At 47.3% G+C, this 16,490-nt stretch carries 25 protein-coding genes; 17 read left to right on the top strand and 8 right to left on the bottom strand.

What is annotated here, in order from left to right; genetic code table 11:
* Positions 1-24: 24 nt before the first annotated feature.
* Positions 25-594, bottom strand: coding sequence for a hypothetical protein (locus QUB08_RS29360; RefSeq protein ID WP_333229490.1), 570 nt, complete (start codon positions 592-594; stop codon positions 25-27).
* A 250-nt stretch (positions 595-844) separates the two neighbouring features.
* On the opposite strand from QUB08_RS29360, the gene QUB08_RS29355 reads away from it, so the two are divergent.
* The 4 genes from QUB08_RS29355 (at position 845) to QUB08_RS29340 (ending at position 2,445) form a co-directional block, all read left to right on the top strand.
* Entirely contained in the window at positions 845-1,129 is a 285-nt protein-coding gene (locus tag QUB08_RS29355) for a toxin-antitoxin system HicB family antitoxin (protein WP_333229488.1), read from the top strand.
* 77 nt (positions 1,130-1,206) lie between these two features.
* Positions 1,207-1,440 (top strand): hypothetical protein, encoded by a 234-nt coding sequence (locus QUB08_RS29350; protein WP_333229486.1) that lies wholly within the window; start codon positions 1,207-1,209, stop codon positions 1,438-1,440.
* Complete coding sequence (locus tag QUB08_RS29345; RefSeq protein ID WP_333229485.1) at positions 1,430-1,744, top strand: hypothetical protein; 315 nt, start codon at positions 1,430-1,432, stop codon at positions 1,742-1,744. Before QUB08_RS29350 ends, QUB08_RS29345 begins: the two co-directional genes overlap by 11 nt.
* A gap of 119 nt (positions 1,745-1,863) precedes the next feature.
* On the top strand, positions 1,864-2,445 hold the full coding sequence (locus QUB08_RS29340) for a hypothetical protein (RefSeq protein WP_333229483.1): 582 nt from the start codon (positions 1,864-1,866) through the stop codon (positions 2,443-2,445).
* A 92-nt stretch (positions 2,446-2,537) separates the two neighbouring features.
* On the opposite strand, the gene QUB08_RS29335 is transcribed toward QUB08_RS29340, so the two are convergent.
* From QUB08_RS29335 to QUB08_RS29320, 4 genes are all read right to left on the bottom strand, one after another.
* The gene (locus QUB08_RS29335; RefSeq protein WP_333229481.1) at positions 2,538-2,771 is read right to left on the bottom strand and encodes a hypothetical protein; all 234 of its coding nucleotides are present in this window, start codon (positions 2,769-2,771) and stop codon (positions 2,538-2,540) included.
* Positions 2,772-2,777: 6 nt separating this feature from the next.
* Entirely contained in the window at positions 2,778-2,972 is a 195-nt protein-coding gene (locus QUB08_RS29330; protein WP_333229480.1) for a hypothetical protein, read from the bottom strand.
* 283 nt (positions 2,973-3,255) lie between these two features.
* Positions 3,256-6,627, bottom strand: a complete 3,372-nt coding sequence (locus QUB08_RS29325) for a plasmid replication protein, CyRepA1 family (RefSeq protein ID WP_333229478.1) — start codon at positions 6,625-6,627, stop codon at positions 3,256-3,258.
* A 198-nt stretch (positions 6,628-6,825) separates the two neighbouring features.
* The gene (locus QUB08_RS29320; RefSeq protein WP_333229476.1) at positions 6,826-7,116 is read right to left on the bottom strand and encodes a ribbon-helix-helix domain-containing protein; all 291 of its coding nucleotides are present in this window, start codon (positions 7,114-7,116) and stop codon (positions 6,826-6,828) included.
* Between the two features lie 201 nt (positions 7,117-7,317).
* Here QUB08_RS29320 and QUB08_RS29315 point away from each other — a divergent pair, with 201 nt between their 5' ends.
* The 13 genes from QUB08_RS29315 (at position 7,318) to QUB08_RS29255 (ending at position 13,757) form a co-directional block, all read left to right on the top strand.
* Positions 7,318-8,301 carry a ParM/StbA family protein gene (locus QUB08_RS29315; protein WP_333229474.1) on the top strand — a complete coding sequence of 328 codons (984 nt, stop codon included), beginning with the start codon at positions 7,318-7,320 and terminating at the stop codon, positions 8,299-8,301.
* Position 8,302: 1 nt separating this feature from the next.
* Complete coding sequence (locus QUB08_RS29310) at positions 8,303-8,548, top strand: hypothetical protein (RefSeq protein ID WP_333229472.1); 246 nt, start codon at positions 8,303-8,305, stop codon at positions 8,546-8,548.
* Between the two features lie 4 nt (positions 8,549-8,552).
* A complete protein-coding gene (locus QUB08_RS29305) occupies positions 8,553-8,759 on the top strand; it encodes a hypothetical protein (protein ID WP_333229470.1) in 207 nt (68 codons plus the stop codon).
* A complete protein-coding gene (locus tag QUB08_RS29300) occupies positions 8,760-8,942 on the top strand; it encodes a hypothetical protein (protein WP_333229469.1) in 183 nt (60 codons plus the stop codon).
* A complete protein-coding gene (locus QUB08_RS29295) occupies positions 8,942-9,160 on the top strand; it encodes a hypothetical protein (RefSeq protein ID WP_333229467.1) in 219 nt (72 codons plus the stop codon). The genes QUB08_RS29300 and QUB08_RS29295 overlap by 1 nt, the downstream gene beginning before the upstream one ends.
* A gap of 12 nt (positions 9,161-9,172) precedes the next feature.
* Positions 9,173-9,637: a hypothetical protein gene (locus QUB08_RS29290; RefSeq protein WP_333229465.1), complete on the top strand. Its 465-nt coding sequence runs from the start codon at positions 9,173-9,175 to the stop codon at positions 9,635-9,637.
* A gap of 85 nt (positions 9,638-9,722) precedes the next feature.
* Positions 9,723-10,391 carry a hypothetical protein gene (locus QUB08_RS29285; RefSeq protein WP_333229463.1) on the top strand — a complete coding sequence of 223 codons (669 nt, stop codon included), beginning with the start codon at positions 9,723-9,725 and terminating at the stop codon, positions 10,389-10,391.
* A 39-nt stretch (positions 10,392-10,430) separates the two neighbouring features.
* A complete protein-coding gene (locus tag QUB08_RS29280) occupies positions 10,431-10,910 on the top strand; it encodes a hypothetical protein (protein WP_333229461.1) in 480 nt (159 codons plus the stop codon).
* Positions 10,900-12,633: a hypothetical protein gene (locus tag QUB08_RS29275; protein WP_333229459.1), complete on the top strand. Its 1,734-nt coding sequence runs from the start codon at positions 10,900-10,902 to the stop codon at positions 12,631-12,633. The genes QUB08_RS29280 and QUB08_RS29275 overlap by 11 nt, the downstream gene beginning before the upstream one ends.
* Entirely contained in the window at positions 12,623-12,754 is a 132-nt protein-coding gene (locus QUB08_RS29270; protein WP_333229457.1) for a hypothetical protein, read from the top strand. The genes QUB08_RS29275 and QUB08_RS29270 overlap by 11 nt, the downstream gene beginning before the upstream one ends.
* 11 nt (positions 12,755-12,765) lie before the next feature.
* Positions 12,766-13,029, top strand: a complete 264-nt coding sequence (locus QUB08_RS29265) for a hypothetical protein (protein ID WP_333229455.1) — start codon at positions 12,766-12,768, stop codon at positions 13,027-13,029.
* A 1-nt stretch (position 13,030) separates the two neighbouring features.
* Positions 13,031-13,471, top strand: a complete 441-nt coding sequence (locus QUB08_RS29260) for a hypothetical protein (protein WP_333229453.1) — start codon at positions 13,031-13,033, stop codon at positions 13,469-13,471.
* A gap of 127 nt (positions 13,472-13,598) precedes the next feature.
* Positions 13,599-13,757 (top strand): hypothetical protein, encoded by a 159-nt coding sequence (locus QUB08_RS29255; RefSeq protein ID WP_333229452.1) that lies wholly within the window; start codon positions 13,599-13,601, stop codon positions 13,755-13,757.
* Between the two features lie 60 nt (positions 13,758-13,817).
* On the opposite strand, the gene QUB08_RS29250 is transcribed toward QUB08_RS29255, so the two are convergent.
* From QUB08_RS29250 to QUB08_RS29240, 3 genes are all read right to left on the bottom strand, one after another.
* Positions 13,818-14,066: a hypothetical protein gene (locus QUB08_RS29250; RefSeq protein ID WP_333229450.1), complete on the bottom strand. Its 249-nt coding sequence runs from the start codon at positions 14,064-14,066 to the stop codon at positions 13,818-13,820.
* A gap of 741 nt (positions 14,067-14,807) precedes the next feature.
* The gene (locus tag QUB08_RS29245; RefSeq protein WP_333229448.1) at positions 14,808-15,041 is read right to left on the bottom strand and encodes a hypothetical protein; all 234 of its coding nucleotides are present in this window, start codon (positions 15,039-15,041) and stop codon (positions 14,808-14,810) included.
* Between the two features lie 275 nt (positions 15,042-15,316).
* Complete coding sequence (locus QUB08_RS29240; protein WP_333229446.1) at positions 15,317-16,309, bottom strand: tyrosine-type recombinase/integrase; 993 nt, start codon at positions 16,307-16,309, stop codon at positions 15,317-15,319.
* Positions 16,310-16,490 lie beyond the last annotated feature (181 nt).

Raw genomic sequence — 16,490 nt, 5'->3', positions numbered from 1 at the left:
CATGGGGCTGCTTACTGCGAGTCCTTAACCAAGGGCCCGCAGGTCAACATTTGTAACGATGGCTTTTAACCTCGCTGTGAGATTTGCCTTAGTTCCCCTCGCGTCCACCGACTTGCTCTTTGCCAGCATTCGCAGGGATGGCAGGGGCATCTTAGTCAGCGCTTGCTCAATATCCGGCTCCGGCGAGGGTTCTGGTTGTGGTGCTGGTATTGGTTCCGGTGTAGTTGTGGCTTCAACATCAATCGGCACATCGGTTTCAGGCTCGACCACATCCCCTACGGGAGCATTTGGCGCGGTTGGTTCCGGTTCCGGTTCGGTTATAGTTGCTGGCTCCAAGATGCCGATTGCAGCGGGTTCAAACTTGGCAAGCAAGGCATTCTTAAGAGTTGCAATCTCCGACGGGTCAACGTGATTTAACATTGCCAGCGCGGTATCAGTTTGCGCGAGGACTGACTGCACTGCTTGCTCGACTGATAACAACTGTTGGCGATGTTCCTGAAGCTCAGTTACTTCGGCTTGAAGTGCGATGATTTGTGCATTCTTGGCGTCGATTGTGGCGTCGATTTGTGCGAACTTGGCTGCTAGTAATTGCATGGTTTATTCTTCCTTGTGATTGTACAGGTTGACTTGTAGCGTAGACGTGTAGCGCATACATGGTGCGGGTTGTATCGGTTCCTCTACCTGTATGCTTACTATCATAGCACTTTGTCTAGCACTTTGTCTAGTAGCTAGCAGTTGGGATTTCTTATCAAGGAATAGTTATCTATCAGTTAATCTTATCTATTAATATTAGGAAATAATTGGTGCTAGACTAGATGCTAGTACATTGCTAGCAAATATAATCATGCCACAAAAATCAGGTGACAAAAGGCTCCAACTTAATATTAGAATCGACGGGCGCGAGGACTTACTTGAAGCTATCCGGGCTAACGCTGAATCGCAAGGATTAAGCGTTAATGCTTGGCTGGTAAAGACCTTAGAATCAGTCGTGGGGATAGAATCAGACGCACCAGTAAATGAAGAGATAGAATCGGCGGTAGCGTCAGTGCTAGACAAACTCCTAGCAGACAAGCTAACAAGCATCAAGGCCGCGCTGAGAGATGAAATCTTGGGGGAGTCGGTCGCCTGAACGAAACCGAATCGCTCAGGCAGGAATTAGTACAAGCTCAGGCGCAATTAGCAGCAGCACAACAGGAATTAGAGGGAGTGCAAGAGAGCATCAAGTCTCAAGCTTTTATCATTGCCAGTGATAGGGAGAGAGAGTGGAAGCTTGAGGCAGAAATCGAACAACTTAAAGTATCCGCCAACTCTCAACCGTGCCAATTACCAACAGCTTTAGAATTGCTTAATGAATTGCTGAAGCGCCGTAAAATATCTAAAGTTAGAGAGATTGATGTGGCAATAATATTAGACATTTTAGGAGGTAACAATGAAGCTTGAAACATACCTAAAAAGGTTGGATGAATACGGCAGGTTGCGCTCGCGGGAATACTCACAAAAAGTAGCCGAACTGCAAGCTGAATTCTTGTCTGAACAAGCCATCCCCGATGCTCAAACAGCAGCCGAAATCATTGCCAAACAGTTGCCAGATATACCACATCTGCACCCACTAGAGAAGGATTGCGAACTGCTTGAATTACTTAATGTAAACGCGCCAGATGAACGATGGTGGCGATGCCAATGCGGGGATGCAATTGTGGACGTTTCCGCCGAAACAGGAGAAGTCTGTATGATATCAGTTTGAGGTAGAATTGAGGAGTAGAAAGAAGCTTTTCACCACGCCCCGAATCCACCCTGTTCGGGGCTTTTTTATTGGAAAAATATCAGATAGAATGAAGATGAAATACTACCAAAGAAAATATCATGCCCATTGAAAATGAAGAACAATTCCAGGCAGAGAAAGCCCAGCTAATAGCGCAAGCAGAAGCAGCTACCAAGCGATATGAGGAAACGCAAGCACAGACTCAGGAACTCATGCTCGATACGCAACTAGAGGCTGCTTACAAGGAGCTTGGAGGCATCGGCAATAACGATGATAGAGAGGCTTACGATGCCATCAAGCGCCATTTAAAAGAAGGCGAGAGGATGCAATTCGAGAATGGAAAGTATGTATTTTTTGATGAAAGAGGGGTAATCGAGTTTGGCAGCAATGGCCCAAAAACTATTGCTGAGAAAGTGGCTGAATTGAAGCAAACTCCCGCATACAAGCCCTTCTTTTCTGGCGGTACTAGCAAGCAAACTGATAGCAATTCACAACAACCAGAAACAAAAACCTACACGCGGGAACAGGTTTTGGGCGGAAAAGCAAGCATAAACGATATTGCCAGCGGGAAGGCAAATGTCGGCGACGCAGGGGAGTACACCAAAAAAACAAAACGCGATTACACGAAGCATATCAATGCTTCCGAGGTTGCCAAGCTAAGAAGTCGGAATTGGAGTAATTAAAAATCAAATCACACAGTATTTTTTTAAGCTATACAAACTTTTAAGCGAGAGTTTGTATAGCTTTTTTAATTCCATCTGATTTAGTTTTTGCGTTAGAGTTTGTGCCGGAAATCCACCTCGGAACCGGGAATGGGATTGAGCGCCCCATCATGCTCAATTTTCCCCAGCATAGCCAGTTGGATGAGCTTATCCACCGCACCGCTCATGTTCCCTTGTGCCTTGAGCAGTTCCACTGTCACCGGGGATAGAGTGAGGGTGACTCTAACGGCATTCTTGCAGTTAGCTGCTGGTTTTAAGTTGCGGAGGCTGTTTGGGTTTACGGTCATGGCGCTTCAATCCTTCCGTCTAGTCATGTGCATAGCTCGATTGTAATTTCCTTTGATTCCGATCAGTGGAGATTCTAGGAAAATTCGAGCGACGCACATAACTAGAGTCCGAGATTTTAGTCTGGCGAGCGGGAGGGAAGTTCGGCTTTCCCAGCCAGCAGCACAGCCGTTAAAACACATTTTTTCTAATTCATACGTCATTCCTCTTTCTTATTAGCGCTGGTTGTATCTGCGGATTCAAAGTAGCCTTGTAACACCCGTTCTAGCCCTTGGCTATTATCGAGGTCTTCCTCAACACAGAAAATTTTGAATCGCTTAAACAGCTCTCTGGGAACATGGCCTCGTAAAACTGTAAAATCGGGGTCTTTTTTTTTGGTAACCATGTGGATTAAATCGCAACTTCCTAAATTATTTCACAGGTTCTCCCAAACCACCAGAGCCAAGATTGCTATCAAAAATAATCAATTTTTCAATCATTTTTCAATCAAACGTTTTTTTTGTGAAACACAGCATCTTTTTTAACTAGCAGTGACCGAAACTGCTGGCGCTCGACTTCCGACAGCTCGGCCCAGATTGCCTCGCGGTTGGCGTGACCGTGTTCGCAAACTTCCTTGACGATGACCGCCACTTGCTGCGCGAATTTGGCATCGCCCTGAGCGATGGCAGCGCGGATGAATTCAAGGCATTCTTGGTGTGCTTGTGGGTCTAGCATGACTTCGCTGGGTTCATGAATTTCGACATCCCCCCCACTCTGTTGTGGGGTGGACTGGGGGGTGGATACTGTCACAGATGTTTCCGAGTTTATTAATACACAATTAGCTTCATCTGTGACAGCATCTAAAGCAGATGGGGTAAAGCTTTCATTCGATTTCACATTAACCTTTTTTGCTTCGACTTTTTGGTTCATTCTGGCGGCCGTCAGAGCAAACAGAGTGTTCCAATCTTCGGGCAGAGAGCAAATACGGACTGAGCCTTGCTTGGTTTTTTTCCAGGATGCTTGGGGCTGGTAGTGGTAGGTTCTAACGCGCTGGCCGTCCTCCCCCCGCATTTGACGGCAGACGAGGGTGATTCCTATCAGCCCCAGTAGGCGGTTAACGTATTTGATGCCGTCCTTGCCGGGTTCCCCTAATATCCTTCGAGCATCTTTTCGGCCTCCATCTTTTAGGAGTTTTTGTACTTCCGGTGAAGTGTTAGTCCAACCAGAATCAGTTAAAAACTGTGTGATATTAAGCTTACGAAGTGCCTCGCGCTTCAACCAGTTTGAATTGTGATCAGGTGCAAAATATTCGAGCTTTCCCGTCTCCCATTTCAATCTCTGCAAGTATTCATCATCGTCTGGATGGTTAAAGAGCCAAGCATTCTCTAATTGAGTAAGAAGCGCTCTGTCTTTACTCTTGACTCGGTGTACAAATTCCCATCTCCAAGTCTGCGTATCTTCAATCCCCGGAAGTTTAGCCTTGAGAAATGCTTTCTCAGCTTGGCATCGTTCCGGCCACCTTGCTTTGTTGCTCCGTGAGATTTCCTGCGCTTCCTCTAGTGAGATGTCGGTAGCGTCGAATATCTCCTGAGATTCCTTCTCTTTGTAAACCTTCTTTTTCTCAACGTGGTCGCCTGATTCATCAGCTCCGATTGTCGGTTCGTCTACTTCGTACCCGCCGTCCCGTAGGGCTTCAATCAAGAATGCTCTGAGGTCGGATTTCTCTAAGTTTTCTTGCGCTTCATAACGCAAGTAAGCGTGAAAAAGCGGGTCGTTAAATTGTTTATCAAGACTAGCCTTGACACTGCTATATAACTCTTCAGGAGTCAAGTACATACTTTCGAGCAAAAGGTTTGACTCTAACTGAATCTTAATTTGATTCTCGTAGTAAGAGCGCCTGTCAGGGTCATTGGTGGGGAGTCCAATCTCAGGACAGAGAACTGAAATCTGATTAATCGGATGCCTTACCCGCCGTAGCATCTGAATCAAGGAATTTACCCCCAGTAGTCCGCAGAATAAGCCGAATACATCAGTGAACTTTTCTCGAATGCTAATATCGAGTCCATTCTCTACGCTTGGGCTAAGAATAATCCAAGCTAGTTTCTTTTGCTCAATACAAACATCAGGATTAGTCTGTATTGCTATTGAATCGGGTTCCATTGAAGTTTTTGAGCAAATTAGCAGCCCTAGCCCTTTTTCTTTTGTAAGGGTTTCCGCAAGGGCTTCAGCTTCGGGAACACAACAGTCGGTAACAATTACTGGGCAATCTGAAGCCAGTATCTTGTTAATAAAATCTTGCTTTTCTGCTGGTGATAGTTTTGCATTTTCAGTTTTAAAAACGCTAACTTTAGGACAGTTTGCTGTGAATTTATTTAGGTGTTTACTGGTTATTTTGTTGCCTGCCAACTGCGTGACTAAATTGACCGTGTAATCTGTTAAATGACCATCCAACAAAACAATTCGACTAGCATCTTTACAGGCCTGACTAAACAGTCCCTTAATTGCTTCCCGATTGTGTTTCAGTGTATTACTCATCAACAGATGTCGGATGACACTTTCAGCTTCATCTAAAATGATTGTTGCGCCCTCGAAAATGCCAGAATCTAGCAATTTAAGTAGTGAATCAAAACACAAGCAGATACGGGCATCGGGGTTCCGAAGCATCACATAGCCGTTATGGATATCAAGATGATAGAAACCGCATTTCTCAGCCGTTTGTAATAACAGTCCGTTCCGGCTACCTATTACGATTATTTTGCCTTCTGGGTTGCTGGCAATAACATTCTTGAGCCATTGTGTTTTTCCAGTTGCCAACCCGCTCTTAATCCCCGTGATTGTGCCTGCTGCGGGTTCTAGTGCGTGAAAATATTGGGAATCAATCGTGCAGTGTGGAGTATATTTTCGGCTGTTGCGCCACTGTGTTTTGTGTTCTAACTTGGCTAATTCCTTGCAGGTTTTGCCGTTACCGATAACCGCGTCAATATCCCCGCCCGCAACTATAAAGTCGTCTGCACCTTTCTCCGGGCCCGGTAATTGGGCGATTGTAACGATTGCATTCTCAAACAGTTTGGCTGTGATGCTGGCTGCTTTGAACTCTGGACTTTGTGAATAGTCACCGCGCCGGAAGTCAAAGAGGATTGTAATTAAGCGATTCTTAGTATCAAACGGTTTCAAGGCTGCATGAAGTTCTCTTGCTGCTGCCTTCTGATAGTCTTTTCTTGAGTCAGTACAAAACACCCAAAACCCGCGTTTTGTGACTCTGTAGCCCGTATAAATCCCAGGTAGACCGATTGCTGCATAGCCTCTGCTAACGAGTGCTGCTGCCTTCTTTTCCCCTTCAGTAGCGACAACTGAGCAACCGCTTTCTATAACCCAATCCCAGAATCCAAGCGCTTCCCCGTTCAGCCCGACGGCTGGCATATCCGGCATAGCCAACTGTTCTTTGGCCGCTATCTCTCGCCATGTGGGAACATCCACTAACGGGCAAAAATATTCTAACGGTTTGCCTTTGGGTTGGTGATATTTACGGGCCCGTCCTTTCTCATCTCTGGCTAGTGGTGGCCCGGATAGCTGCCGGAACCGACCGTTAACGATGAAGCCCCCAACACCCTCGCACTTGCTGTAGTTCCTGCGGGCCTGAGCGCTGACATCGCCAGATTTGAGAATCTTGTCGTTATCACGGTAAACCAGGTCGTAGACAGGGAGGCCATTCGCAGGCTCGAAGTTAAGCTCACAAATTTTTGGCTTGATACCAGACCTGACTACGCAATCCTGATATACAAGGTTTTTTACAGAGTCTAAATCTGTGCCAGAAAGCGTTACAATAGGCTCAGATAAATTCTTTACAGATTTAGTTGTCTTTTCGTCAGTACATGACATAATTAGTAGGAAGTCTTCACAACCTGTTAAGGTGTGAAACGGTGAATCCTATCTCTGGAAATCCGCCAAGATAAACGCAGAGGTAGGGTGAGCAATCCTCAAAACCATAACGCCTGTGGCAGTTGCCGGGGGCGTTTTGTTTGGTCTAGTTGAGGTACTAGACAGAACGCTAAATACTTACTAGACATCTGCTAGCAATTAACTAGCACCTTTAGAATCCTTTGTCCGCTTGGCTTGCGCTGATGCGGGCTTTGCTTTGGCTGTTGGAGCCTTGGCTGGGGCCTTGGTCGTTGCTGACTTGGGCGCGGGTGCATCTTCGGACGGTTCGGGGGGATTGCGCTTCCAATACGCTGCAAGCGCTTCTCCCAATAAGATTGCCGTCATTTGACTTTTGGTACGCATTTCGCGCTCGGCTACTCGTTCCAGGTTATCCCAAGTTTCATCTGGAACTATAGCGTTTAACCTCTTAGACATTAGTTCATAACTCATAACCTCCCTACCATCATCGTATGCTTTGGTAATTCCTATGAGGATGTCACACAGTTGCCTCATATATGATATGATAACATACATGAACGCAATAAAGCCACTTTGAGGCGTAAAACAGCTATCTGTACATTCCCGTGCGGTTGCCTCAAATTGAGTTTAAAAAGCGCCTAAAACCTTTACGCCACAAGGCAAAACCGAACCATGCAAACTGAATACAGACAAACCACTGCTGACGCTACACAGCGTTGCGTAGCTGCGACGCGCACACAGTTAGCCGTTGACCCAGGGAACCGTTTTGTTAAGTGGGTGGACGGCCAAACTCTCCACTGCATCCCTTCCTATGTGAAGGAATTAGCAGACTGGGAAGAAGGTGGGAACGACGGTCAGAGCTACGAAATTGGATTCGATGGCAAGCGTTATATTATCGGTCGGCTGGCGCAGCTCATGGGGGGTTCACCTGCTTTTGAAGTGGGTAAAACGGATCTAGCGCACCTGCTGATTCTCCCCGCTCTTGCCAGCGACAGCCCACAGCGTATCGAACGACTCGTCATCCCAACACCGGATAGTCGGCATTCGTTAACCATTGCCAAGCTCAAACAGTTGGAGGCCACGCTCGAATTTTCCGTTAACGGTCACGACTGCTTGGCAACTATTCGCAAGATTGAGCCCGTAGACGAGTGCCGAGGCGCATTTGATTTCGCCCAGCGACGTTCTATTTGGCGTTACCCCAATCGCAATAACGGCATCGTTGATATCGGTGGCGGAACAGCGATTGCTCGGCTGTTTATGCCCGGTGGCGGGTTGCTCCGGGACGCTGACATCGTGCTACCTGGTACATCCCATTTGGCTCAACGTTTGGCAGCAGCAATTCTCCCCAAAGTAGGCTCAACTGCCGACGCGGGGATGCTGATGGATTCAATCGCTTCTAACAACTACATCTACGGAACTACAGGGATTGATTTCTCTCGTGAATTTGTAGCAGTCAGAGACGCTTGGGTTGCTGATATTAGGCAGAAGTTAAACGCGAACTGGATGAAGCATTTATCCGGCTTGGGTGAGTTGATTATTATCGGCGGTTCTGCCAGCTTGTTACAGCCAATGTGTGAGGCTTCAAAAGGACGATTTAAAGTTGCTCCACGACCTCAATTCTTTAACCTTTACGGACTCAATAAGGAGCAAAACTAAGATGGCACAAACACGCGCCGTTATGCCCAGTAAATTTTTGCCTCTAGCGGACGAACTGCTTGAGGTGACTGGGGTCAACGACTATTCCACGTTAATTAGTGTGTTGCTTTCAAGGTATGGCGAACACCTAAAGCAGACTTGGAATATGGCTAATTTAGCGCCAAGTCCACAGCCTACAACTGACCATTTTGCAGCACCTACGGCTGACCATTTTTCAACCGAACCTCCAGTTTTAACAGGATTTTAATCACATGGTACGAATCATAAACGGCGTAGTCTTTGAAGACGGCAAACCAGGCAAGCGAGTCATCAACACCAACGGCGGAAACTACGTCGAAAAGATTGAGGGCGATTTCATTGCTGGCACGGTTATAAACCACAATTCAAAACCCAAAGAAACCCGCGCCGATTTGTCCAAAGACGGCGAGGCGATTGACGTTAAATCCGAGGAGGTTTAAATGACTAATCCGACGGCTTCAGAGATTGTTTTTGCTCATGTTCATAGCAATCCTGAAGCCTTCCTCGTAGCCCTCGAAAGTGTACCGCCAGAGACTAAGAAAGCAGTCCTCGACTATATGCAAACCTCGCCCAAAATAGGCGAGGAGCCAGAGCAAACCAATCCAACTGAGGAAACTAAGTAATGCTTGACGATGATGATAAAAACTTCGACAAAAACGTGACACGGCTGATGGTTGGCGGTGCGCTTGTAGGTGGCGCTCTTGTCTTTGCTGTCGGGTTTGACACGGGCTACCAAGCTGGAGCCAAGCGGGTTCCGCAGCCCACGATTGTACACGGCAACCTAACCATTAACAACAGCATCAATCTGAATTCAGATGATGCTGGTAGCGTATCGAAATAGGAGGAATTAGCGATGATGACTGATGCAGATTTGACTCCCTTTGAATGTTCTGATTTCTTTGATGGAAACACCGAAGCTGATGCCTTCAATTCAGGTGGAATTGAACCGGATTATATCAAGCGCCATATTGAGCGCATCCCGCACTATGGGGACGATTCTCGGTATCGCTTGGCATCGCATTTAGATATGTTCGACGACTTGAACCCAAATGGCTCTTTAACCGACGAACAACGGCAGGCTGTAGATGATTTTGTAGCCAATTATCAGCCCGATTCTGATGATAAAGATGGAGGGCCTGAAATGGATTTCCCTGAGTGCCAATACGTGATGCTTGGCGTTGACCTAGGGACGGCGACTGAACTTGGTGACAGTTGGCGACGGGGCGAATCCTTGCCTGTTATCGGGCGCGCCGAAGCCGACCGACTGAGTAACAGGCTCAATCAAACAACAAACCAGCGGGTCGCCGTCGAAAAGTAACCCGCTGGCTTGCAATCCGTCTCCCCCGTTAAAAGGGGAGACTTCGGGTTCACCGTACAAGGCATCCCAATAAGGAGAATATCACATGAGTTTAAAATTCAGAGTAGCTGCCACACCGGGCGCTGCCCACGTAAAGCGCGAATTTGGCTACCATTCCGGGCCCCTCACCCCAGACATGGTGCATGAAGCTGCACGGGAAGCAAAAGTATTGGATCTACAGAAGCAGCTCAGAACTGCCTACAACCGCCACGATGCCAAGATTCGCGCCAACAAAGTAGAGATTGAGCGCTTGACCGCAGAAGCCATTGAGAGTGGGCTGACCGACGTGGCTCAGATTGATAAATACGTCTCAAAAGCAATTGTTGCATCCGCAAAATATGACCAGCACGTCGCCGATTTAACCCAAAAACTTCAGCACGAATTGGGGCTTGTAAAGGTGCAGGGCGCTAGCAATCAAACCCTCGAAAACATCGGCTTTAGGCAGCGCTTACTGCTTATCAAAGCGAATCACACAGCCAAGGGACAGATTCAAACTAACGGGTTCCAACAAAGCCTAAAAGAGATTCAGGCATCGCCCCAAAAAGCCATAGCAATGCAGCAGAAACGCTCGGCTTTCAATAACTACATCAACGCGAAGGACTTCGACCCCATTCCCGCTGTACCGGGCGCTTCCGGTGCGGGCAACTCTGGCATGGGTAACAACTCTAAAGGCTTGCTAGACGGGCTTTTAGGTTTCTTCTCTGGTCGCAATTAATACACGGTAGCAGCGGGTCAGAACGGCCCGCTTTTTTGTATGTACTCGCAAGAATTTGACGCTTCAGAATTCGGTTCAGATTTCGACTATTTAAATGCAGGAACTCCCGAACAGTTTGAGCAACCAAACCAAGCTCAGGCATCCGAAGTAACTGATATCGAACGATATTGGAAGTTGACAGGAAACTTGGGGGAGTTCGGCGCTTATTTCAGTGGTGGATTAGCTGGAAGCCTTATCATTCGGGGAATTCCAGCACTAATTCCTGCTGCTGTAATTCTTATCCCTGGTATTGGTTTGGGGCTGGCAATATTTACTGCTTCCTCTAAAGGTTCCGCACAAGTTCGCGCACTGCTAATCCTAATTGCCATCGGCACGGCCCTGATTGCGGGTAATTGGGATGCGTGGCTAGCTTGGATAATTGCCAATTCCCAAATGTTGATTTTTGGGTTTGTTGTAACAGTCGTCACTCTTGGTTTTGTAGGTACTCAGATTTGGAGCAAATTAAACAATGCTAAGTAATATAAATCAGCCAATTGTTGCAGGTTTGCTGGGCGCAAGTTTCGCCGGAATTGTTGGTGCTACAGCTTTGCAGTTTAACGACAGAATCGAGTACAGGATAGGCAACAGAATTGAATCTCAGCCAGCTTGGTTAGTTCCCCCTAAAGCTGAATTCAGAAGCCTTGAGCGCGGGTACGGTGGCATTAAAATCTTGCTTGCTCTGCTGGCTACTGGGGGCATGACGACAGCGATGCTCATCGCCCGAAGTGAGGGCAAAAAAGAACCAATGAGGCAGCGGATTATAGCCTATCAGCAAAAGGCTCAGGAATTTAATTATGCTGCTGAATCGGCGTACCAGATGAGCACAACCGCTACCAGATACAAGAAGCTTGCAGAAGCAGATGAACGGGCATTTGAGGATGAATTGGAAACAGCTTACTGTGAGAGCTTAGGCATCAGCCCGCAAGAGCAGCAAGCCCTACTCACTGGCACTGCGACGCTGGAATCGGTAGCCAACCCATCGGATAAAGTAGAGGCTTCAACAGTGCCAACAATTAAGCCAGCAATCGAGCCGAATTCTAACCTTGAGTTAGCCCGACAAACAGCCAGTAAAGTCTTGAATTCCCTAGCAGCTATTAACACATCAATCTTTCTGGCCGGCCCTACTCGCACAGGGAAATCTCGCACCCTGCACAAGTGGTTAAGAGACACAGGGACACGCTTTCCAGAGGCAGAAATTTATGTAATCGCCCAGAAATATGAAGATTTCCCCGGCGTTCCGAGACATCAAATTGCCATATTTGACCCGCTATTTCCAGAGGAGTCAATGAAGTTTTTGGATGAGGTTTACGAGAAGTTACAGCGTCGGAAATCCCAACCAGCAACCGAGGAAACGTACCGCAATCGACCAATCAAATTAATACTTGAGGATTGGTTCGCGACTCACCAGTGCTTAGTCCAGAAACGGAACGCACAGCTATGGGAAGATAAGGCTTCTAAGTTGGGAAGTATTGCGACTGTAGGGGGTCAGTATAACGTCGGTTACTTCATTTGCACCCAGACTTTTAACCTTGCTTCTAGTGGGGTTGCTGACTCAAACATCCGTCTCAATCTGGCGCTTATTGCTCAAGGTTTGGTACGCACTACGAGCAACGATGAGGAGCAAGGTTCTTATGGAGTAATTGAACAGTTGTTGAACAATCAAAAGGTCATTGCCAGCAAGGAAACACGAGACAAACTCACAGCGAATTTGAAGCAATTGATTCCGGTTTCGATGACCGAACAAACCCCAATAATTCTTTCCACTATTGGCAACCCGGTACTCGGTTTGATGCCAAAAATAGAAATAAGAATTGAAAGCAATCAAGCCTCGTCTGATGGCGTTTCAGGGCGCGAGAGTGTGGAACAGTCGGAACAGTCTGGAACGCCTTTAGACAGCCCCGGAACAGACACCCAAAAGCCCGGAATACCTTACGGAACAAGGGCGGAACGCATTTCAACTATGTTTAGCGGGATTATGGGTGGAACGGTCGAAACGGCTGTTTTTGCCACAGACTCTCCCTTGGAACAGGATGAGAAGATGGAGCTAGCAAAACTTATCATTGCTCAGGATTTAGGGATTGAGAGAACTATCTGGATACTCTGGAATATCCGCCGGGGCGGACGCAATCATGACCGATATACCGACGCGAGAGAAGCATTAGAACGGCTAACAAAAGGAGAGGACAACCCCAATGCTCAATAACCTAATTCGCCTTTTGCCCGACTGCATTCTTGACCCTATCTACGACGCTATTTTTGCAGAGTTTGTACGGCGGGGCAACATCATTTTTGAGTATGAGTTGACTGACAACGACCGCAACTAAAGGAGAATAAAATGAAGCTCAAAAAAGGCGACCAAATCTACATCAAAAATTGCATCATGAAGCCTCACAGCGATGCTCCTAATTCTGGCTTTGTGAAGAGCGAAATCAAGCATGAAGCCTCGGCGGAAATCATTGAATATCCCGGCGCGTGGTACGTCATTGCTCCCGCCTCAGTCGCAGTTGATAATGAAATTTGCCGTTTCTGCCGACGCATTTATCGTTTCAATAATCCCGGTCCTCGCGCTCAATGTGAGTGCAGGGGGGAGGAAATTTAGGATGATTAGCACTTACCTAATCTCAGTCCGCCCCAAGTGGGCGGATGCTTTCTTCCTAGACCGCGAACCCAAAACAATCGAGTTCAGAAAAGGCAACTTTGGAGCATCCCTAAAACCGGGCGATACCATCGCAATCTATTCAACGATGCCTGTAGCCGAACTAATAGGAACCGTGCGAGTTTCCATGCGGGAAGCATTGCCTATAAGTGAACTGTGGCAACTCTCTCAGCAAGGCAAACTGGCACGTATATCTGAAGCGCAATTCAACGCTTACTATGCCAATCAGTCATCAGGTATTGGGGTTTGGGTTGATAGCGCCGAACTGCTACCGAAGCCGATTCCGTTGTACCGATTGCGGGAAGAATGGAGGGCAAATTGGAACCCGCCACAGCAGATTCAAAAACTAACATCCGAACAGCTTGCATTCATCAAAGGAAAATGAACAATGAAGAAGCCAAAAATTACAAAGATTGAAATTGCAATCCCCAAGCCAAAAATCACTCAGATTTCGGCTCAGAGCCATCCTGAAATCTGGCAGCTACTCGCGCCCACAGAGAGGCAGAAAGAGCATGGATAATTACGCATTTGACTTTGAATTCATCAGGGGCCAGTATCACTATCAAGCTGGCGGGAAAAAGGAAGATTTGCAAGCTCCGGCTGCTCGTGCCGGATGGGAAGCCGAGAAGTTCTGGCATGAGAAAAAAGTGAGCAAAGCCGAATCGAATTAAGCCCTCACCAAGCCCGCAGTCCAAACGGTTTTTTTTGTGCCTAAATGCGTCGGAATTTCGTCAGTTTGAGTAGTGCTTGAGCATCTCCTTAAACGCGCCTATTTCCGCAGCACTCAGCACCTGTTTAGTGAGTCTCCAAGCCTTTCTAAATTCCATGTGTTGTTCATCGGCAACTTCTGGGAGAAGTAGCGCTGGGTTGGTGGTAGTGGCAATTTGAAACAACTTAATGGCTAGCAGCCCTCGCTCCATGTCCGCGTCCACTCGTTCTATGCCTCTGGGGGTATACTTCGATTCTGCCTTTAACTTCAACCAGTTTCATCCGCATCCCCACCGAAAAACACGAATCAAGCAGCCGGAAACCCAAAAAAGCCGAATCACACCTCAAGCCTCAGCATCACCTCGCTATGCCCTCAGAGCCATACGACTCAAGACTTTGCTCCTACTTTAGGAGTAGAGGTTTTGATTTCGTTTGATTCGGTTTTAGGTGGGATGCCGAATCAAACTTTTAACGAAGCCACGCGGGTTTCACCCGATTTTAGCCTCAATTTCGGTGAGTTTGATTCGTTTTGATTCTTGTTTTTGAAGCGGGGCGGGAATTTTCAGTCCAGGTATGCAGACGGCTCGACTTCAGTTTCCTTGTTGGCGGATCTATCGCGACAGTTATAGACGCTCAAACCAGAAAGCCCCAACTATTAGGATGTAGTGAGCTATTTCTTAACATTTTAGGTATGATGCTTTGACTAATAATTTAGAAAGCTAAACTATTAAAATATAATAGGCATCTAAACTATTAGGATATAGTGAGCTTTTTTTAATAGTTTAGAGGCTGGCATATTCACTCATTAGAGCATCCCATCTAGCAGTTCCGTGACCTCGCACTGGTCGCGGGTCATAAGTCCTTGCCAAAGTATTAAATCCACATCGCATATTGTTGATTCCAGGTTTCTCTTGACAGGTAAAGAAAACCCGCCTTCGAGTACAGTGAAGAAAGGCGGGAAAACTGTTAAACTTTGATGAAGCTGTAGGAGTTCTAAGCCCTGCGTTAGGATATTAGCAGTATCCTGCCGCCTTGAGAGCTGGTGTCCGCTTGATTTTTACACAAAAAACTTCAGCATCAAACTGGGTAAAATATGGTGTATGAAGTACCGCCACAACCTTGTACCAATCGACGCTATCAGATATCGCGATGAACTCTCCAACTACGGGCACACGCCCAAAGTGGAGTTTTTTTCTGTTTTCCTTTTCATCTTCATCTGGGTCGCAGATATTTAAAAAAACTTTCATTGGGAAGTAAGCTCCTTGGATGACATAATTTCAAACCCTATCAGGAATTGAAACCAAGCACACTTCATGCCGTTTGGTTCCATTTGATACGGCTTTTTCATTACGGTCACGACGGAACCTACTTCCAATCGAGTCATGCACACAGCTCGGTTGAAGATTCCTTCCTCTCCGAGCAGGCGATATTCTGTTCGCGGTCGGCAGAGCCGATTGCCTTCGGCGTCAACTGCCAGAACCAGAATCGCCCCAACTATGGCAGTTGGGGCTTTTTTGTTAACTCAAAACATCCCGTCTAGCAAGTCAGTAACAGCTCCCTGGTCACGGCTGCGGTTGTCGTCATAAATCATGAGAGTGTCAAGCTTTCTGTGCCTGCTGAGTTTCTGCACCTTCCGCACGTTCCCGTCTGTTGCGTCCAGGGCTGCTGTAATGGCACTGTGCCGGATGCGGTGTGGACTCATAACCTTCTCAATCCCTGCCTTTTTAGTCCTGGTTTGCACCAATTTATAAAGCCCGTCCCCGGTGAGCCGATGACCGAGGGCTGCATAATTCAGAGCCACAAATAGCGGGTCAGTCTCTCCAGCGCTTCCAGGTCGAACTGCCAGCCAGTCAGTAATGGCTTGAGCGGTAGCTGCGCCCAAATCAACTGTCTCATATTGTGTGCCTTTACCCTTGCCAAGAATTCGTAAAGTCCTAGCGCCAAGTTTGAAATCGGCTAAGTTTAATTGACTTACCTCATTTCGTCTCAAAGCATTGCCCCACAAGAGTCTGAGTAGTGCATAATCGCGCTTTCCGGCTACTGTTTCGCGGTCGCAAGTCGATAAAATGCGCTCAAAGGTTGCTTTATTAATGCCTGTTGTGTCACGATATTTAGCGATAGTTTCACCTTTGACTCGTGCCAGATTATAGTCGCAAACACCCAAATTCAAGCCCATAGTAACTAACGATTTTATGGCAGCTAATCTCCTGTTAATCGTAGCCTCAGCGAGGGGCTTTTTGCGTCCTTCTCCTGACATCATACCTGCCTTCCACTTGAGTACCAGCGATACAGCATCGCGCTCTGGCAGTCGCAAGAATGCGTTCACGCTAGCTTTAGTCGGCAGTTGCCCAGTCACAGTCGCGAAGAAATCCCGCACGTCTCCGGCGTAAGTCCGCTTGGTGTTAACGCTCCGCTTGTCTGCTAGCAGTTGGGTCAGTACGTCAGGGTCACGGTCGAGCTGGGGGAAGGTTAGCAGTTGGGGGCGGTTAATGGTGGCTAGTGCAGTTGGGGTCATGGCTGGTTGATTGGTAGGGTAGGGTAGGGTAGCGATGAGAACTATTGAAAAGAGCGATTATCAATAGTTCGATGGGTTTAAAAAAATGCCCCATACTTTGCCGACATGGGGCTGCTTACTGCGAGTCCTTAACCAAGGGCCCGCAGGTCAACATTTGTAACGATGGCTTTTAACCTCGCTG

The organism is Microcoleus sp. BR0-C5 (genome assembly GCF_036705045.1).
GTDB lineage: Bacteria > Cyanobacteriota > Cyanobacteriia > Cyanobacteriales > Microcoleaceae > Microcoleus.
Note: the sequence above shows the minus strand (reverse complement) of the source record. Positions and strands in the feature narration are given on the sequence as shown.

What these genes read in the sequence shown, in the direction of transcription:
- QUB08_RS29280 (WP_333229461.1), top strand. Translation starts at nt 10,431, where the DNA reads ATGTACTCGCAAGAATTTGACGCTTCAGAATTCGGTTCAGATTTCGAC.
- QUB08_RS29355 (WP_333229488.1), top strand. Translation starts at nt 845, where the DNA reads ATGCCACAAAAATCAGGTGACAAAAGGCTCCAACTTAATATTAGAATC.
- QUB08_RS29265 (WP_333229455.1), top strand. Translation starts at nt 12,766, where the DNA reads ATGAAGCTCAAAAAAGGCGACCAAATCTACATCAAAAATTGCATCATG.
- QUB08_RS29270 (WP_333229457.1), top strand. Translation starts at nt 12,623, where the DNA reads ATGCTCAATAACCTAATTCGCCTTTTGCCCGACTGCATTCTTGACCCT.
- QUB08_RS29320 (WP_333229476.1), bottom strand. Translation starts at nt 7,116, where the DNA reads ATGAGTTATGAACTAATGTCTAAGAGGTTAAACGCTATAGTTCCAGAT.
- QUB08_RS29335 (WP_333229481.1), bottom strand. Translation starts at nt 2,771, where the DNA reads ATGACCGTAAACCCAAACAGCCTCCGCAACTTAAAACCAGCAGCTAAC.
- QUB08_RS29340 (WP_333229483.1), top strand. Translation starts at nt 1,864, where the DNA reads ATGCCCATTGAAAATGAAGAACAATTCCAGGCAGAGAAAGCCCAGCTA.
- QUB08_RS29260 (WP_333229453.1), top strand. Translation starts at nt 13,031, where the DNA reads ATGATTAGCACTTACCTAATCTCAGTCCGCCCCAAGTGGGCGGATGCT.
- QUB08_RS29310 (WP_333229472.1), top strand. Translation starts at nt 8,303, where the DNA reads ATGGCACAAACACGCGCCGTTATGCCCAGTAAATTTTTGCCTCTAGCG.
- QUB08_RS29245 (WP_333229448.1), bottom strand. Translation starts at nt 15,041, where the DNA reads ATGAAAGTTTTTTTAAATATCTGCGACCCAGATGAAGATGAAAAGGAA.
- QUB08_RS29305 (WP_333229470.1), top strand. Translation starts at nt 8,553, where the DNA reads ATGGTACGAATCATAAACGGCGTAGTCTTTGAAGACGGCAAACCAGGC.
- QUB08_RS29295 (WP_333229467.1), top strand. Translation starts at nt 8,942, where the DNA reads ATGCTTGACGATGATGATAAAAACTTCGACAAAAACGTGACACGGCTG.
- QUB08_RS29290 (WP_333229465.1), top strand. Translation starts at nt 9,173, where the DNA reads ATGATGACTGATGCAGATTTGACTCCCTTTGAATGTTCTGATTTCTTT.
- QUB08_RS29240 (WP_333229446.1), bottom strand. Translation starts at nt 16,309, where the DNA reads ATGACCCCAACTGCACTAGCCACCATTAACCGCCCCCAACTGCTAACC.
- QUB08_RS29300 (WP_333229469.1), top strand. Translation starts at nt 8,760, where the DNA reads ATGACTAATCCGACGGCTTCAGAGATTGTTTTTGCTCATGTTCATAGC.
- QUB08_RS29330 (WP_333229480.1), bottom strand. Translation starts at nt 2,972, where the DNA reads ATGACGTATGAATTAGAAAAAATGTGTTTTAACGGCTGTGCTGCTGGC.
- QUB08_RS29325 (WP_333229478.1), bottom strand. Translation starts at nt 6,627, where the DNA reads ATGTCATGTACTGACGAAAAGACAACTAAATCTGTAAAGAATTTATCT.
- QUB08_RS29315 (WP_333229474.1), top strand. Translation starts at nt 7,318, where the DNA reads ATGCAAACTGAATACAGACAAACCACTGCTGACGCTACACAGCGTTGC.
- QUB08_RS29285 (WP_333229463.1), top strand. Translation starts at nt 9,723, where the DNA reads ATGAGTTTAAAATTCAGAGTAGCTGCCACACCGGGCGCTGCCCACGTA.
- QUB08_RS29345 (WP_333229485.1), top strand. Translation starts at nt 1,430, where the DNA reads ATGAAGCTTGAAACATACCTAAAAAGGTTGGATGAATACGGCAGGTTG.
- QUB08_RS29275 (WP_333229459.1), top strand. Translation starts at nt 10,900, where the DNA reads ATGCTAAGTAATATAAATCAGCCAATTGTTGCAGGTTTGCTGGGCGCA.
- QUB08_RS29360 (WP_333229490.1), bottom strand. Translation starts at nt 594, where the DNA reads ATGCAATTACTAGCAGCCAAGTTCGCACAAATCGACGCCACAATCGAC.
- QUB08_RS29255 (WP_333229452.1), top strand. Translation starts at nt 13,599, where the DNA reads ATGGATAATTACGCATTTGACTTTGAATTCATCAGGGGCCAGTATCAC.